The sequence below is a fragment of the Sphingobacterium sp. SGG-5 genome (genome assembly GCF_011043525.1).
GTDB lineage: Bacteria > Bacteroidota > Bacteroidia > Sphingobacteriales > Sphingobacteriaceae > Sphingobacterium.
In genome coordinates this window covers 96,479-113,534 of record NZ_JAAKGO010000001.1, presented here as the reverse complement: position 1 = coordinate 113,534, position 17,056 = coordinate 96,479, and the positions used below count along the sequence as shown (strand labels likewise).

Sequence of the window (17,056 nt, the reverse complement as noted above, 5' to 3'; positions counted from 1 at the left end):
ATAGAAGACGGTTTTGTATCTAACTATAATAAAATGTTGACTTATTCAGCTACAATTTTTCCTTGCATGACACTGTAGTGTCCAGGGAAACTACAGATAAAAGGATAAACGCCTTTTTCTAAGGTAAAAGTAATTTTATCTTCTTCGCCTGGGCCTAAAAGTTTCGTATGTGCAACGATAGAAGATAAAGAAGATTTTGGAATATAATCGTTATCTTTTGCTGCTGCTGCCTCCCCACCAAACGTAGGTAAATCTACTTGAGGTTGAAGTACTACAAAATTGTGTCCCATCGACTCTTTTGGCATTTCTCCTACATTCTTTAAGGTGACCTCCACAGGCTCTCCTGCTTTGACACGCATTAAGTCAATGTTGAATTTCATTTGGTCGTTGCCCTCAATGGTCCATGTATTCGACAAAGCTACATTCTCAATACCGGGAACAGACTCAACGTCGGTGGATTCAGTAGTTTCTTCGGTAGCAGTTGTCTGACTGTCGTTACTATTGGAGTTGGATGCATTGTTACACGCAACAAATATTAATCCAGCTGCTAAAAATGGAATTACAAATAATTTTTTCATTGCTTTTAATCTTTGTTAACTGGTATAAAGTTACAGCATTTTATTAAAGAATCGTATCATAACGGTATAATTATTAACTTTCCTCTATATTTAAACGACAGACCTTGATAATCTTGTTGTATAACTCGACAGGATTAAAGGGTTTTCCAATCACTTCATCAGCACCGACTTTAAAAGCAGCTTCTTGTTCGTGATCCAATACGGATGCGGATATGGTAATGATTGGTGTTTTACGGACATGCTCGATATAGCTTGCCCGGATTTGCTTGATAGCATCGAAACCGCTCATCACAGGCATATGTGTATCCATCAATATCACGTCGTAAGTAGCCTTATCGATAGCCTCCAAAGCGAGCCGGCCGTTTCTTACCATCGTCACTTGACAATTCCATGTCCTTAGCATATGGGATACCATAAAGCTATTCAAGTCGTTGTCTTCCGCGATGAGTACATGCAGTCCTGTCAACTTAGGCAACTGGTTATAGAGGAAATCTTTACGGCTTTTTACATTTTCGGGCCTATGTACTTCTTCCATTTCTACCACAAATGAGAATTGAGAACCATACCCAAACTCACTTTCGGCATATACTTCACCATGGAGTAGCTTGGCTAATCTTTTAACGATAGCTAAACCCAGTCCAGTACCGCCAAATTTCTTGGTTATGCCATCATCACCCTGTTCGAAGGCTAAAAATATTTTTTCAACTGCGTCTGGCTTAATCCCAATACCGGTGTCTTTAACAGTAAACTTGATCTTGACGCGGTTGTCTTGTTTACCTTGATTTATTGCAGAAAGTAATATTTCACCTTGATCCGTGAACTTTAAACTGTTTGAAACAAAATTTGAGATAATCTGCTGTAGCCGCAAAGGGTCAAATTTGACATATTGGGGAAGATTGGTATCGACATCTACTTTGAAATCGATTTGCTTGTCAAGGGCCTTGGCACGGAAAAACTTTTCGACATCCATAAGAAGGCTTTCGAGATGAAATTCCTCCATTTCAATCTTTAGTTTGTCTGAATCGATTTTTGAAATATCCAGGATATCGTTAATAATAAGTAGCAGCGAATCGGATGCTATCTCTAGTCTGTTGATCCAATCTTGATGTTCTTGACTTAGATTAGCATTTTTGAGCATATGGACTATACCTACTATTCCGTTGATAGGCGTTCGAATTTCATGACTCATGTTTGCCAAGAAAATTTCCTTTGACATGCGGGCGTCTTCAGCGGCTTGATGGGCTTGAATTAATGCTTTTTTTGTGTCTTCAAGCTCCTGCTCTTTTTGAATAATCTCTTCCCCGATATAGATTTGTTTGATAAAGGATTTGACTTTAAGGATCGTAATTTCTGGATTTAATGGCTTATACAAATAATCCGTTACTCCATGAATGAGGAATTTATCGTTGTTAGCCTGATCTGTTATCATAATGGCTACGATAGAAGAAGTTTTGGGATCTACCTTTAGTAAAGAAACAAATTCAAGCCCTGTTATCTCGGGAGTTTGTACGTCAATCAACGCAATCGCTATGTCATCTTTTTTGCAAATTTTAAATGCCTCGTTCGGATCGGTTGAGCAAATAACATGAAGATATTCGATCTGGGCCAACGAAGCTTGCAAACCAACGATGTTTTCTTCGGTATCGGTTAATATTAAAAGATTGATATTTTTCATGCCATACTATCTCAAGTAAGGTTGCTTTTTATTATACTACGAAACTACTAATTCGCCCTTAATCTAAATAACGAAACCAGCAAAAAATCAATTATAGTTAAAATGGTAGATGTCTGGTTTAAATTATCGATAAAGATAATATTTTAGAAGGTCAATTCAAATGAAAATTTGTACTTCTTTCGTGATAAATATAGTCTTGCTTATGCTCTCTTATTCGTTTAAAAAATGGGAGAAGTAAATTTTAATTAATATATTTAGGAAAAATTAACGACTTGTATTGATATGACTCACGAAATTACACTTATTATGTCCATTGTGGGAGGTGTGATAGCCTTCTTTCTGCTGCTTTATTTATTACCGGTAAACTTATGGTTTACCGCTCAACTATCTAATGTAAGGATAAGTTTGGTCAATCTTGTGTTAATGCGACTTCGTAAGGTTTCTCCCGCTTTAGTGACAAATGCGATGATTACCTCGACTAAGGCAGGGCTACGTATTACTTCAAATGAGATAGAGACGCACTATCTCGCAGGTGGCAATGTAAATAAAGTTATTAAGGCGCTCATATCGGCAGATAAAGCTAATATCCCTCTGGATTTTAAATTGGCAACAGCGATAGATCTGGCGGGGCGCGATGTGTTCGATGCTGTACAATTGTCTGTAAATCCACAGGTCATAAACACGCCTCCGGTCGCTGCTGTGGCGAAAGACGGTATCCAGCTTATTGCCAAAGCGCGGGTAACGGTGCGGGCTAATATTAACCAGTTGGTCGGCGGTGCGGGTGAGGAAACTATTCTGGCGCGTGTAGGGGAGGGAATTGTGACAACGATAGGATCATCGGCAGATCACAAACAGGTGTTAGAAAACCCAGATCGAATATCAAAAACAGTACTAGCTAAAGGACTGGATTCAGGTACGGCTTTTGAAATTCTCTCGATAGATATTGCAGATATAGATATCGGGGAAAATGTTGGGGCTAAACTGCAGACTGATCAGGCGGAAGCTGATTTGAAAGTCGCGAACGCCCGAGCCGAAGAGCGTCGTGCAATGGCGGTAGCTACGGAGCAAGAGATGAGAGCCAAGGCTCAAGAAGCAAAAGCAAAAGTTATCGAAGCCGAAGCACAGGTGCCATTAGCTATGGCAGAAGCTTTCCGAAGCGGTAACTTAGGTGTATTGGACTACTATAAAATGCAAAATATTCAGGCAGATACGGATATGCGATCATCGATCTCAAACCCGAAAGGCAATAATAAAGACAAGCAATAGAAACATTTTTAGTCCAACTTGTTTAATATCACGCTATTCAGTTTTAATAATAGAATGGCAAAGATGACTAAAAAGATAATGGCACCAAGAATGCCGAATGGTGTGTTTAAGATGTTGTTAATCATTATAGGGTCCTCCAAAATGGTCAGTAATAAAAGTTTGACATAAAAATAACGATAGTAAACTGCTTTTATTATTATTTTTGTCACAAATGAAAAAGATTTTTGTCATCTTTTTATGTATGTGTTATGTGGCGGTGTCCTTTGGAATCACTTTTCAAATACATCGATGCGCTGGTAATGTGCTTTGGGCTGTCGCTGAAGTAGATTCTATTCATGATGCGTGCCCATTTTGCCACCAAACACAGCGAGATAACGAAGATCCAAAAAAGAATTGTCGAGATGGGAGCTGTGATGATATGGAGTTTAAATTCGATCAACTCTCCGAGAAGGTCTTTTCCTATACCAAAGACAGAACATTAACACTTGATCCGGCCATCCGGATAATTCCATGGATGCAGGATATCTTTTCATTTCCTTCTCCACAGAAAACATATAGGTCATTAACGCCTATATTCGCTTTTACAAACTCCTCTCCGCCGATCTATTTACATCATTGTATTTTTAGAATTTAGGATTTTTCTCTTTTGATCGTAGAAATTGATGATACGGTATGTATTGTCAACAATATTTTTATGTAAGAATAACAAGAAATAAGAGAAAATGAAAGTAACAATATATAGCTTCGCACTTATCGTATTTTTTTTAGGATCAACTGGATTTACATATGCGCAAACAGATAGCGCGGCAGTATTTGATGTGGCCGGTAACTGTGGATTGTGTAAGAAGAGAATTGAAAACGCAGCAACATTAGATGGTGTTGAAAAAGCGGTTTGGGATATGAAGACACACCGCCTTACCGTAAAATATAATTATGAAAAAACGTCGTTAGCGGCAATACAGCAATCGATAGCACATGCTGGTCATGATACACCGCTATTTCGTGCGCCGGATGAGGTGTATGAAAAGTTGCATGAGTGTTGCCTTTATGAAAGGCTTGATAAAGACAAGAATTCCGGAGAACATCAATATAGTACTACGGAAGGGGAGGAACATGATCACGATAAGCATGACCATATTATCACAGGCGTAGTGGTCAACGAAAGTGGGAAAGGGGATTTAACCCCTATCGTCGGCGTTAATGTGGTGTGGTTGGAAGATCCGATACGGCGGGAGACCTCTAATGAAAATGGTGTATTTAAAATAAAGCACGAAAAGGGTAATAAAAATCTGATATTCTCCTACGCCGGTATGCAGTCCGATACCATTGAGGTGAAAGATCTGCACGAAGTATTGGTCGTACATGCCCAAAATAATGTTTTGTCTGAAGTCGTAGTTTCTCGAAAGAAAAAATCAACATATATTGATGCATTGACACCCACACGTGTGGAAGTCTTGACAGCGCGTGAATTATTTAAAGCTGCCTGCTGTGATTTGAGTGAAAGTTTTGAAACCAATGTTTCGGTAGACGTGGTGAGTAATGACGCTGTGACAGGCAGTAAACAGATCCAGATGTTGGGTCTAAGTGGGATATACACACAACTTACGGTGGAAAACCTTCCTGGTCCGAGGGGATTTGCTACCCCATTAGGTTTAAATAGTATCGCGGGTACCTGGATCAACTCGATCGAAATTAGCAAAGGTATTGGGTCGGTCGTGAACGGTTTCGAGAATATGGCAGGGCAGATTAATGTCGAATTAAAAAAGCCGCAAAATTCCGAAAAGCTCTTTTTCAATGCCTATGCGAATAATATGGGACGCACGGATATTAACCTTAACCTAGCCCATAAAATCAACTCGGATTGGTCGGTCGGTTTTCTCCTACATGATAACTTCATGTATAATAAGAATATGAATTTCAGCGAGAACGGCTTTAGGGATGTGCCGGTGGGTAATCTTTTTTCGGGGATAAACAGATGGAATTATGAGAATGGCAAAGGCACGATCATTCAGTTTGGTGTGAAGTATCTAAAAGATGACCGCACGGGCGGTGAAATCGATTTTAACAAAGATACGGATCGATTGACGAGGAATAAATACGGGATAGGATTTGATAACCAACGGATTGAAGGCTTTGCAAAGATTGGTTATGTTTTTCCGGAAAATAGATTGCGAAGTATTGGTTTGCAATTGTCAGGATCTAACTATACACAAGATAGCTATTTTGGACAGAATACCTATAACAGTGATCAGCGCAGTGGGTATGCGAATTTAATTTTCCAAGATGTTCTGGGCTCTGTCGCGCACAAATACAAATTGGGTACATCGGTCAGTTATGACGACTATCAGGAAGAGGTTAATGCGTTTAATTATGACCGTAAAGAGGTTGTTTCCGGAGCGTTTGCAGAATATACGTTCAGTCCATCTGAAAAATTTGATGCAGTATTGGGGTTAAGACAAGACTATAACTCTTTATACGGCTGGTTTACCACACCACGGGCCGTCTTGCGGTATACTCCGGTGAGTGGCACGACACTACGGTTGAGTTCAGGTCGCGGGCAACGTACGGCAAATATCTTTGCCGAGAATATCAGTGTTTTGGCTTCTAGCAGAAACATAGATTTCGCTTCTTACCAAACGTCGGGCACGGCTTATAACCTTCAACCCGAAGTTTCCTGGAATACCGGCCTTACCCTGGATCAGAATTTCCAACTATTTGGCAGAGAGTCTGGTGTTTCGGTAGAATTGTTCCACAACAACTTCTTAAATCAGGTGGTTGTTGACTATGAGGATTCCCGGACTGTTTCGTTTTATAACCTGGATGGAAAATCGTACTCGAACAGCCTACAGGCTGAGTTTCGTTTTATGCCGGCTCGACATTTTGAAACACGTATGGCTTATCGTATGTTGGATGTGGAAACAGACTATAGTAGTGGGCGATTGCAGAAACCGCTGACGGCAAAACATCGGGGATTTATGAATCTGGCCTATAATCTGCATAGCGGCTGGAGTTTTGATTATACCCTCAATATGGTAGGCCAAAAACGTCTTCCTTCAACAGTCGACAATCCGGTGGAATATCAGTTGCCAGCCTATTCTCAGGCCTATGTGACCATGAATGCACAAATAAGTAAGTCTTTGGGTAAGGATAAAAATTTTGATATCTACGTGGGTGGTGAAAACCTATCCAATTATTATCAAAAAAATCCTATTCTTGCTTTTGATGATCCTTTTGGAGATTATTTTGATACGGGATTATTATGGGGGCCGCTAACCGGACGCATGTTTTATACAGGCGTGAGATATCACATCAAATAGCCGGGCAATCGAATAGCTTTTTCAATTCTCGGTATAGACGCTGTGTCGGTAGTCCCATGACATTTTCGAAGCTGCCTGTTATAGTGTCTATACCGATTCGTCCGATCCATTCCTGTATACCGTATGCGCCTGCTTTATCGTAAGGCCTGTACTTATCGATGTAATACCGTATTTCATCCGTGGATAAAGGTGCAAACTGCACCTTGGTTGTTTCAGCGAAACTGACAACTGTCGCTTTATATTGCAGGGCCACACCTGTGATGACAAGATGTGTGTTGAGCAAAAGACTCGTTACCATGGTTATCGCTTCCTGCTCTGTATGCGGTTTGCCTATAACCTGTCCATTAGGTGCTACGACAATGGTGTCGGCGGTAATAACCAGCTTTGTCGCATACGCTGCCTTGTCGAACGCCGTTAGTTTGGCTCGTGCAATATCAATGGCGATAGCGTCGGGTGATAGATTCGAATTGATTTTCTCCTCTACGGGGTAAACTTCAACGTCGAAATCAATATCCATAGCGGCCAATAACTCCTTGCGTCTTGGCGATTGCGAACCTAATACGATGGGTATATTCTTGAGCGTGTCTATAAGCATATTATAGGCTTTTGATATACGTGTCGGGATGCCAATTTCCCTGAAGTTTTATGATTTTTTCCAGTATATCCCGTACAACGCCCTCTCCTCCACGTTTGGTCGATACATAATGAGATATAGCCTTGATTTCTTCGACTGCATCCGCAGGGCAAACGGCTACTCCGACTTCACGCATACAGGTATAATCAGGCATATCGTCGCCAATAAATAGGCATTCATGAGCCTGAAAATTATATTTGCCCCGAAGCTTCTCCAATACGGCGGCTTTGTCGGATATGCCCAGGTGGATCTCCGTGACACCCAATGCTTCAAAACGTTTTTGTACACCTAATGATCTTCCTCCCGTGATAATGAAGATAAAAAGTCCGGCCCTGACCGCATATTGAATAGCATAGCCATCCTTGACGTGGAAAGTACGGAGTTGTTCGCCAGTCTCGGTGACTAAAATCTGTCCGTTGGTCAAAACACCATCTACGTCAAGAAAAATATATCTAACAGCTTTAAGTCGGGTCAGAAACATCATACCTACAAAAGTAGTTAATAAAGTGGAGATATCATTTACTCAAAATCGCCAGAAGTTTATTTGTTTAAACAGTTATTTTCATCCCATTGTCACAAATTAGTTGTGATAACAACTTTTCATTCTAAACACTTGACAGATGAGAAATGTTGGCGTAAATTTGTAGCAACAATTCAGGAAAATGGGTTGTGATTTATAAAGTAGTCTTTTCATAATTTAGGTTTATAATTGGTTAGTAACGAACCTTGGCGCCCATCGCCAAGGTTTTGTTTTTACCGAATTTTGGTAGACTGATTTTTCTCCCATTGTTTGGAGAAAGATTCTTCCGCAAAGTGCGGAAGATCACGCTGGGGTCCCCAAGCTTTTCGGAATAAAAGACGGGTCAAAAAGTTCTTAGATTTCCCCCCAAACAGATCCAACCATTTTCTTTTGCCCACGAGATAGGCAAATACCTTCCACCTTCTTCTTTCGGAAGCAGATGTGAGGTCTTTTTGTACGGCATCTCGCCGATTGAGCAGCAACATTTTTTCGATGTCGATGCCTACAGGGCATACCTCGGCACTTTTTCCAGACAAAGTGGAAGCGTATGAAAGATGTTTATATTTTCTCAACCCGTTGAGATGTGGAGTTATCAGGGAACCTATTGGCCCCGGGTATGTCGTGTTGTAGGTATGTCCGCCGATCTGTTTGTAAATTGGGCAGGCGTTGACACAAGCTCCACAACGTATGCAGTAGAGCCCTTGTCGTTGTTCTTTTTGTGCCAATAAATTGGTTCTTCCATTATCGATCAGGATGACATACATTTCTTCTGGTCCGTCCGTTTCGTGCGCTTGTCGGGGGCCACTGATAATCGAATTATATGCTGTTAGATTTTGCCCTGTTCCATGTGAGGCCAACAAGGGCCAGAATAAGTCGAGATCATTTAAACTCGAGATCACTTTTTCGATGCCCACTATCGCGATATGTATCTTAGGAAAAGTTGTAGTCAACCGTACATTACCTTCGTTCTCCGTGATCGCAATGCTACCCGTATCGGCCACCAGAAAGTTGGCTCCCGTAATGCTGATATCCGCGGCTGTATATTTTTGACGGAGGTCCTCCTGAGCCTTGGCAATGCATTCTGTGGTTGATGCGTCCGGTGATGTCCCGAACTTGTCGTGGAATAATCGCGCTATGTCATCTTGGCCCAGATGTATTGCCGATGTGACAAAATGAGCGGGCTTTTGGCCTGCTAAATCGACAATATAGTCACCAATGTCACTTTCAATGGTTTCTACGCCTTGATCTTTCAGAAAAGAATAAATTCCAATTTCTTCTGCAACGGCCGATTTGGACTTTATAACGGTGCTCGCTCCTTGTCGTTCAACGATCTTCCAGATCTCTTCCCGTGCTTCAGCTGCGTCGTTTGCCCAGATTACCTTACCTCCGCGCTTGATGAAATTGGACTCAAACTCCACGAGATAACGGTCCAAGTTCTCAATGACCTTCCATTTGAGGAAGTTGGCTTTTTTCTTGGTATTCGATAAATCATGGAACTTATTTTTTGCAATGGTGAAAACATGTTCATAGCGATCTATATTATCCTTAAGAATGCGCTGTTGTTGTGAGTCAAGGGACTTTGCCGCACTGTCTTTTAAAAACTTCTCTGCAAGATGCTGGGCCATGAGGTAAATCTACTCTTTTTCAAAAGATGCGCAAAAACCGTGCTCCTTTTGCTCGTACTATTTTACATGCAAAGCTAAGCTCAATTCATCTAGTTGTGTTTTATCAATTGCCGCTGGGGCATCGATCATCACATCACGTCCCGAATTGTTCTTCGGGAAGGCGATGAAGTCGCGTATCGTTTCCTGACCGCCGAGAATGGCTGTCAATCGATCGAGTCCAAAGGCTAGGCCACCGTGTGGTGGAGCACCGTACTGGAAAGCATTCATCAAGAAGCCAAATTGTTCCTGTGCCTCAGTTTCCGTGAAACCCAGATGCTTAAACATCAACGCTTGGATTTCTTTATCGTGAATACGGATGGAGCCTCCACCTATTTCATTGCCGTTCAATACCAAGTCATAGGCATTAGCGCGTACTTTGCTCGGATCGGTGTCCAGAAGATGCATATCCTCCGGTTTAGGAGAAGTGAACGGATGGTGCATGGCGTGAAAACGTTGTGTTTCTTCATCCCATTCCAACAACGGGAAGTCGACCACCCAAAGCGGTGCAAACTCGTTCGGCTTACGCAAGCCCAACCGGTTACCGAGTTCCATACGTAGGGCACTGAGTTGAGAACGTGTTTTATCAGCCGGGCCAGATAATATCAGGATGAGATCGCCAGGGTTTGCGCCTGTGATTTCTGCCCATTTGGCCAGATCTTCTTGGTCGTAAAACTTATCGACAGAAGATTTGAACGATCCGTCGACTTCGTATTTACAATATACCATGCCCAATGCACCGACTTGTGGGCGTTTGACCCAATCGATCAGCTCATCGATTTGCTTTCTCGTGTAGCTAGCCGCTCCCGGGACAGCGATGCCGACGACAAGTTCGGCATTATTGAATACCCCAAAATCCTTATGTTGTGCAACAGGATTAAGTTCGCCGAATTCCATCCCAAAGCGAATGTCCGGTTTGTCATTTCCATAAGTGCGCATCGCTTCATCAAATGTCATACGTGGAAATTTATCAACTTCGATCTGGTGTGTCTCTTTTAAGAGATGACGTGTCAGCCCTTCAAAAACGTTTAATATGTCTTCCTGCTCAATGAAAGACATCTCACAGTCTATCTGTGTAAATTCCGGCTGACGGTCAGCACGTAAGTCCTCGTCCCGGAAGCACTTCACGATTTGAAAATATTTATCCATGCCCCCGACCATTAACAATTGTTTGAATGTTTGTGGCGATTGGGGCAAGGCATAAAACTGACCCGGATTCATACGGGAGGGTACAACGAAGTCGCGTGCACCTTCTGGTGTAGACTTAATGAGATATGGTGTTTCAATCTCGCAGAAATCTAAGGCGGACAGATAGTTGCGTACCTCCTGTGTGACTTTATGACGGAACAGCAAGTTGTCTCTTACGGGGGTGCGGCGGATGTCAAGATAGCGATATTTCATGCGGATGTCCTCACCTCCATCGGTTTCGTCTTCGATCGTAAACGGAGGCAAAAGGGCCGCATTGAGAACAACAAGCTCTTTGACCAGTAATTCAATAGCTCCCGTCGGTATATTCGGGTTTTTGGATTCTCTTTCCAGTATGATACCTTTTGCTTGTATGACAAATTCTCGCCCCAGTGATTTCGCTAATTGCATGACAGTAGCGTCTGTACGTTCTTCATCGAAAATTAATTGGGTAATCCCATAACGGTCACGTAAATCCACCCAGATCATGAATCCTTTGTCCCGGGACTTTTGAACCCAGCCTGCTAAGGTTACTTCTTTGTGTATGTCGGTAAGACGTAATTCGCCGCAATTGTGACTTCTGTACATATATCAAGTAAAAGTTAAAAGTAAAAGCCTACCACTTAAGGCAGGTCTATCCTGCAAAAATATTGGATTTAAGACAGAATGAAGAAAGTATTTATTATAAAAACAGGTTCTACCTCTTTCATAATGTGATCTGAAGAGGCTTTTGTAGTAGATATTCGATGTGGAAAACTTTTTTGTGGGGGATTGTGGGGGATTGTGGGAGAAAGTGTATACTTTTACATAAGATTAAGTTAGGTATATAGGCTAATGAACTATTTGATTGGAGAATACGAATGCAAGTTGGACACCAAAGGAAGAATGGTGGTTCCTGCAGCGCTCAAAAGGCAATTGCCGGACGTGGAGCGTGAAGGGCTTGTTGTGAATCGTGGCTTCGAGAAAAATTTAGTGATATATACTCGGGCAGAATGGAATAAAATATTGGGACAATTGTCTCGGTTGAACCAGTTTCAGGTCCGGAATAGAGAGTTTGTGCGGAAGTTTACCAGTGGAGCGACGGAATTGCTGTTGGATGCTGCCGGACGTGTGCTGTTGCCCAAAAATCTGTTGGAGTACGCGGAGATGGATTCAGAGTTGGTGCTGGCATGCAATCTGGAAAAAATCGAGGTGTGGTCGAAGCGCAAATACGAAGAACAGATGAATTCGATTTCTGAAGAAGACTTTTCGGATCTGGCTGAACAGGTGATGGGAAACTTTGATTTTGGAGGAGGGGCAGATGTGTGATGCGGTTTATCATGTGCCGGTGATGCTTCAGGAGTGCGTGGAGGCCTTGCATATTCAGCCTGAGGGGACATATGTAGATGTAACATTTGGAGGAGGGGGGCACTCGCGTGAGATTTTAAAACATTTGGGGCCAAAAGGTAGGTTGTTTGCGTTTGATCAGGATCCCGATGCATTGAATAATGCTATTGATGACGATCGCTTTGTGCTGATTCATCAAAATTTTGGGTATTTGAAAAATAGTTTGCGTTTGCACGGTGTGCAGCAAGTAGATGGGATCTTGGCTGATTTGGGTGTTTCTTCGCATCAATTTGATGATGCAGGAAGAGGGTTTTCGACCCGGTTCGATGCAGATTTAGATATGCGTATGGATCAGGTTTCCGATTTAGATGCAGGCAAAGTGATAAATACTTACAGCGAAGGGGAATTGCATCGTATTTTCGGGATGTATGGGGAAGTACAAAACGCGAAATCGCTGGCAAAGACTATTGTGACCGCTCGTCTGACAAAGACTATCCGTACGATAGCCGAGCTAAAAGATGTAATAAAGGGACAGGTGCCGAAAGGGAAAGAGCATAAGTATCATGCACAGGTTTTTCAGGCGCTGCGCATAGAAGTAAACAGGGAGTTGGAGGTGTTGCAGGACTTTTTAATACAAACGGTGCCCTTGTTGAAAGTACATGGGCGGCTGGTGGTGATGTCTTACCATTCTTTGGAAGATCGGTTGGTCAAGAATTTCATGGCTAAAGGGAAATTTAAAGGGGAGGTCGAAAAAGACTTTTATGGAAATGAGATTAAACCGTTTAAAGTGATAAGTAGAAAAGCCATCACCGCTGGATCGAAGGAACTGGAGGAAAATACAAGATCCCGAAGTGCACGCCTGAGGATAGCGGAGAAAAAAGGTACAGCTTAAAATAAGGAGCAGAAATGTCGAGGAAGAATACATTTCGAAACGAGGAATTGAGTGAGGATATCCAGACAGAAATGTCGGATGCGGTAGAGGAAAAAGTGGAGGAGACGCAGAACTTTTTGAAAAATATACTGTCTCCGGGGAAGCTTTCTACCTATCTGGTGACGCGGAATCTTCCTTTTGCCGCATTTTTAGCTTTGTTGGGGCTGGTTTATATATCGAATAGGCATTTGGCGGAACGTACGGTGCGGAAAATAGATAGACTGGGGAGAGAGGTGAAAGAACTCAGTTGGGATTATAAATCTTTGTCTGCGGAGCTTATGAAATTAACAACACAGACGGAGATAGCGAAGCGAGCTGACAGCTTGGGGTTGGGAGAGCGCCTGGAGCCGCCGATCAAACTGGAGGTGTTGAAGGAAAAAAAATAAGATAATAAGAGTGAATATTCGGAAGACCATATTAGTTAGGGTATACATCGCTTTCGGGCTTATGGTATTCGGAGCCTTGGCGGTGTTTGCCAAGCTTGTTCACTTGCAGTATGTGGATGGTGGGGAGTGGCGTGCTATCGCGGACAGTCTTACTATTCAGGAAAGAATAGTAGAGGCAGCCCGTGGTAATATTTATTCCAATGACGGTAGTCTCTTGGCAACATCGGTACCGGAGTATGAGCTTCGGTTTGATGCCATGGCAATCCCGGCAGAATACGATGACGTGTTTAATTCAAAGGTAGATTCGTTGGCTTTTAAATTGGCTGGTTTTTTTAAAGACCGTTCATCTCGTCAATACGCCGCTCTTCTTCGCGAATCAAGAGTAAGAAAGCGACGTTACGTGTTGCTTAAAAGAGCGGTTTCACATCAGGATTTAAAAATAGTAAAGACATTCCCATTGCTTAGCAATTTTCGAGAAAATAGGAAAAGGTTTTCGACAAGTCTTGTCGCTGTGCGGCAAAACAAGCGGATATTGCCCTTTACGAATCTAGCAGCACGTACTATTGGTTATAAGACCGATGAGGTACGGGTGGGATTAGAAGGCGCATATGGCGATTATATCGAAGGAAAGAGCGGTGTGCAGATGATGCAACGGATCGCCGGTGGGGTATGGGTACCCTTGAACCGGGAGGTAGAAGTTGCTCCAGTTGATGGCTCTGATATTATTTCGACCATTGATGTTCATATACAGGATATGGCGCAGCGCGCCCTCGAAAAGCAGCTGAAGATCAGTGATGCCGATAACGGTTGTGTGGTTTTGATGGAGGTCCAGACTGGAGAGGTACGGGCGATAGCGAATTTTACAAAAGACAAAGATGGTGAATACCGTGAAAAGTACAATTATGCCATTGCGCAGGGTGCTGATCCCGGATCCACCTTTAAGTTAGCCTCCTATATGGTCGCATTGGACGATGGGTATATCGATACCAGTAGCGTTGTAGACATCGGAAATGGTACGTATAAAGTGCCTGCTCACACTATTCGAGATTCACACGCACCGAAGAAATCGAAAGTTACGGTTAAAGAAGCTTTTGAAGAATCGTCGAATGTGGCTGTGACGAAGCTCATTAACACGTATTATGGGGAGCAACCGGCCCGGTTTACATCGAAGCTGCATAGCTGGGGATTAAACAAGCCTTTGGGCTTACAGATTCCTGGTGAAGCACATCCCATTGTCAAAACGCCTAAGAGCAAAAGCTGGAGTAAACTGTCTTTAGTGCAGATGTCGTATGGGTACGAACTTAAGCTTACCCCTTTGCAGACACTTGTGTTGTATAACGCTGTGGCGAACAATGGGAAGATGGTTGCACCCCTGTTCGTAAAGGAGATTCAACATTTAGGGAATACGGTGCAAAAGTTTGAGGCCAGGGTGATCAATAAACAGATTGTTTCGAAGGGAACCCTAAGTAAAATTCAGGGTATGTTGGAGGGGGTTATGACAGAAGGAACGGGTAAAAGGCTCGCTAGTCCGCTTTATACTTCTGCCGGAAAGACCGGCACGGCACAAATGGCAGATGATTCAAGAGGATACGGAGCGAGAAGATATCAATCGTCGTTTGCGGGTTATTTTCCGGCGAATAATCCCAAATATTCGATGATAGTCGTTATCCGTAATCCACGAAATGGTTATTATGGTGGCTCGGTCGCTGGTCCGGTATTCAAAGAATTGGCCGATATGGTTTATGCGAATGATCTAACGTTACAAGGTGGGTTTGCCCATCGAAAGGTGAATCTGGCTGGTGAAACGATGCCGTTGACTTTAATAGGATCTAAGGAAGCCTCTACACGGGTATACGAAGCCCTGGGATACACCCGGTTTAATTGGAATTTGCTCGCGCAAGGAACATCTGATTCGACTCGAGCTCCGTTTAGAGAACGGAATATAAAAGAGGGTGTTGTGCCGGATGTTGTTGGGATGGGATTGGCGGATGCACTATTTGCCATGGAAAATGCCGGATTCAAAGCGCATATCAATGGTAAAGGGAAAGTCGTTGAGCAGTCGCTCATACCGGGTACGAAATTAAAAATAGGAACAAAAGTAGCTATTCAGTTGAATTAAATTATGGAGTTAAAAGCATTACTACACGCCGTGCCGGTGATACAGGTGAATGGTTCTTTAGAAAAGGACATGACCTCGGTATGCTTTGATTCGAGAGAAGTAGAGAAAAATAGCTTGTTTGTTGCGGTGCGTGGGGTGCATACCGACGGTCATAGGTACATCGATGGCGCTATTTCACATGGGTGCACAGCGGTAGTGGTCGAGGAATTTCCGAAAGACGAGGTGAAAGGAGTAAGTTATATTTTAGTCGAAGATACGTCCTACGTGTTAGGTGTGTTGGCCGCTAATTTTTATCAGAACCCTTCTAAAGATTTGAAGCTGGTTGGTGTCACCGGAACAAATGGAAAGACAACTGTCGGCACCTTACTATTTAAGCTGTTCCAAAATCTTGGGTATGAAGTTGGTCTTCTTTCGACGGTAGAAAATAAAATCGGGAACAAAACTGTGCCGGCAACTCACACTACACCGGATCCGGTGACATTGAATTCTCTGCTGCGGGAAATGGTCGATTCAGGATGTGATTACTGTTTTATGGAGGTAAGTTCTCACGCCATTGTCCAGCAACGTATAGCAGGCTTGTATTTTGCAGGTGGAATATTTACAAATATTACTCACGATCACCTGGATTTCCACGAGACATTTGGTAATTATATCAAAGCAAAGAAAAAGTTTTTTGATAACCTGGACAGGTTTGCATTCGCCCTCACCAATATCGATGATAAGAACGGACAGGTCATGTTGCAGAATACTTTTGCACATAAGAAAACATACGGTTTGCACCATGTGGCGGATTTCAAAGCCAAGGTTGTGGAGAGCCATTTTGATGGTATGTTGTTACAGATCGATAACCAAGAAGTATGGGTTAAGCTGGTAGGAGGCTTTAATGCCTATAATATTTTAGCGGTATATGGTACAGCCATATTATTGGAGCAGGAAACAACGAAAGTGCTCACAGCAATCAGTGAAGTATCGGGAGCCGAAGGAAGATTTGAGACGTTACGTTCGGAGAAAGGTGTCACAGCTATTATAGATTATGCACACACGCCCGATGCGGTAGAGAACGTCTTACAGACGATTCGTGACTTGCGCATCCCCGGACAACAGATTATCACGGTATTAGGATGCGGGGGAGACAGAGATAAGGCCAAACGTCCAGAAATGGCTAAAGTAGCACTTAAATATAGCGATAAATTGATTATTACCTCGGATAATCCCAGAACAGAAGATCCGGCACAGATTATCCGGGACATGGAGGCTGGTGTAAACCCGGATCAAAGAAAACATGTGTTCAGCATATCAGATCGTCGGGAGGCCATCCGAGCAGCATGTCATCTGGCATCAAGTGGAGATATTGTACTGATTGCTGGGAAAGGTCACGAGAAATATCAGGATATTAACGGCGTAAAGCATCATTTTGATGATAAAGAAGAACTAAAAAATACATTTAACGAACAATAA

13 protein-coding genes are annotated in these 17,056 nt (G+C 42.7%); 7 read left to right on the top strand and 6 right to left on the bottom strand.

The genetic code is table 11. The features are described from left to right. Positions 1-41 precede the first annotated feature (41 nt). Positions 42-578, bottom strand: a complete 537-nt coding sequence (locus G5B30_RS00445; protein WP_165317983.1) for a plastocyanin/azurin family copper-binding protein — start codon at positions 576-578, stop codon at positions 42-44. A 73-nt stretch (positions 579-651) separates the two neighbouring features. After that, positions 652-2,253, bottom strand: a complete 1,602-nt coding sequence (locus G5B30_RS00440) for a response regulator (RefSeq protein WP_165317982.1) — start codon at positions 2,251-2,253, stop codon at positions 652-654. Between the two features lie 282 nt (positions 2,254-2,535). Here G5B30_RS00440 and floA point away from each other — a divergent pair, with 282 nt between their 5' ends. Further along, the gene (gene floA / locus G5B30_RS00435; RefSeq protein ID WP_165317981.1) at positions 2,536-3,519 is read left to right on the top strand and encodes a flotillin-like protein FloA; all 984 of its coding nucleotides are present in this window, start codon (positions 2,536-2,538) and stop codon (positions 3,517-3,519) included. 722 nt (positions 3,520-4,241) lie between these two features. Continuing rightward, a complete protein-coding gene (locus G5B30_RS00430) occupies positions 4,242-6,836 on the top strand; it encodes a cation transporter (protein ID WP_165317980.1) in 2,595 nt (864 codons plus the stop codon). Here the strand turns inward: G5B30_RS00430 and G5B30_RS00425 are convergent. From G5B30_RS00425 to aspS, 4 genes are all read right to left on the bottom strand, one after another. Continuing rightward, positions 6,829-7,431 (bottom strand): Maf family nucleotide pyrophosphatase, encoded by a 603-nt coding sequence (locus G5B30_RS00425; RefSeq protein ID WP_165317979.1) that lies wholly within the window; start codon positions 7,429-7,431, stop codon positions 6,829-6,831. The two genes, G5B30_RS00430 and G5B30_RS00425, sit on opposite strands and share 8 nt — an antisense overlap. Position 7,432: 1 nt before the next feature. Further along, positions 7,433-7,954, bottom strand: a complete 522-nt coding sequence (locus G5B30_RS00420) for a KdsC family phosphatase (protein ID WP_317164296.1) — start codon at positions 7,952-7,954, stop codon at positions 7,433-7,435. A 269-nt stretch (positions 7,955-8,223) separates the two neighbouring features. Beyond that, positions 8,224-9,615, bottom strand: a complete 1,392-nt coding sequence (locus tag G5B30_RS00415) for a lactate utilization protein B (protein ID WP_165317978.1) — start codon at positions 9,613-9,615, stop codon at positions 8,224-8,226. 57 nt (positions 9,616-9,672) lie between these two features. Then, entirely contained in the window at positions 9,673-11,424 is a 1,752-nt protein-coding gene (gene aspS / locus G5B30_RS00410) for an aspartate--tRNA ligase (RefSeq protein WP_165317977.1), read from the bottom strand. A 246-nt stretch (positions 11,425-11,670) separates the two neighbouring features. Here aspS and mraZ point away from each other — a divergent pair, with 246 nt between their 5' ends. Genes mraZ through G5B30_RS00385 form a run of 5 tightly spaced genes read left to right on the top strand, consistent with a single transcriptional unit; the run spans position 11,671 to position 17,056 of the window. Continuing rightward, positions 11,671-12,144 carry a division/cell wall cluster transcriptional repressor MraZ gene (gene mraZ, locus G5B30_RS00405; RefSeq protein WP_165317976.1) on the top strand — a complete coding sequence of 158 codons (474 nt, stop codon included), beginning with the start codon at positions 11,671-11,673 and terminating at the stop codon, positions 12,142-12,144. Then, positions 12,137-13,054 (top strand): 16S rRNA (cytosine(1402)-N(4))-methyltransferase RsmH, encoded by a 918-nt coding sequence (rsmH, locus tag G5B30_RS00400; RefSeq protein ID WP_165317975.1) that lies wholly within the window; start codon positions 12,137-12,139, stop codon positions 13,052-13,054. The genes mraZ and rsmH overlap by 8 nt, the downstream gene beginning before the upstream one ends. Before the next feature lie 14 nt (positions 13,055-13,068). Next, positions 13,069-13,479, top strand: a complete 411-nt coding sequence (locus G5B30_RS00395) for an FtsL-like putative cell division protein (protein WP_165317974.1) — start codon at positions 13,069-13,071, stop codon at positions 13,477-13,479. 10 nt (positions 13,480-13,489) lie between these two features. Continuing rightward, the gene (locus G5B30_RS00390; RefSeq protein WP_165317973.1) at positions 13,490-15,598 is read left to right on the top strand and encodes a penicillin-binding protein; all 2,109 of its coding nucleotides are present in this window, start codon (positions 13,490-13,492) and stop codon (positions 15,596-15,598) included. 3 nt (positions 15,599-15,601) lie between these two features. Further along, positions 15,602-17,056: a UDP-N-acetylmuramoyl-L-alanyl-D-glutamate--2,6-diaminopimelate ligase gene (locus G5B30_RS00385; RefSeq protein WP_206366961.1), complete on the top strand. Its 1,455-nt coding sequence runs from the start codon at positions 15,602-15,604 to the stop codon at positions 17,054-17,056.

Coding starts and splice junctions, on each gene's coding strand:
- G5B30_RS00445 (WP_165317983.1), bottom strand. CDS start 578: ATGAAAAAATTATTTGTAATTCCATTTTTAGCAGCTGGATTAATATTT.
- G5B30_RS00440 (WP_165317982.1), bottom strand. CDS start 2,253: ATGAAAAATATCAATCTTTTAATATTAACCGATACCGAAGAAAACATC.
- floA (WP_165317981.1), top strand. CDS start 2,536: ATGACTCACGAAATTACACTTATTATGTCCATTGTGGGAGGTGTGATA.
- G5B30_RS00430 (WP_165317980.1), top strand. CDS start 4,242: ATGAAAGTAACAATATATAGCTTCGCACTTATCGTATTTTTTTTAGGA.
- G5B30_RS00425 (WP_165317979.1), bottom strand. CDS start 7,431: ATGCTTATAGACACGCTCAAGAATATACCCATCGTATTAGGTTCGCAA.
- G5B30_RS00420 (WP_317164296.1), bottom strand. CDS start 7,954: ATGATGTTTCTGACCCGACTTAAAGCTGTTAGATATATTTTTCTTGAC.
- G5B30_RS00415 (WP_165317978.1), bottom strand. CDS start 9,615: ATGGCCCAGCATCTTGCAGAGAAGTTTTTAAAAGACAGTGCGGCAAAG.
- aspS (WP_165317977.1), bottom strand. CDS start 11,424: ATGTACAGAAGTCACAATTGCGGCGAATTACGTCTTACCGACATACAC.
- mraZ (WP_165317976.1), top strand. CDS start 11,671: ATGAACTATTTGATTGGAGAATACGAATGCAAGTTGGACACCAAAGGA.
- rsmH (WP_165317975.1), top strand. CDS start 12,137: ATGTGTGATGCGGTTTATCATGTGCCGGTGATGCTTCAGGAGTGCGTG.
- G5B30_RS00395 (WP_165317974.1), top strand. CDS start 13,069: ATGTCGAGGAAGAATACATTTCGAAACGAGGAATTGAGTGAGGATATC.
- G5B30_RS00385 (WP_206366961.1), top strand. CDS start 15,602: ATGGAGTTAAAAGCATTACTACACGCCGTGCCGGTGATACAGGTGAAT.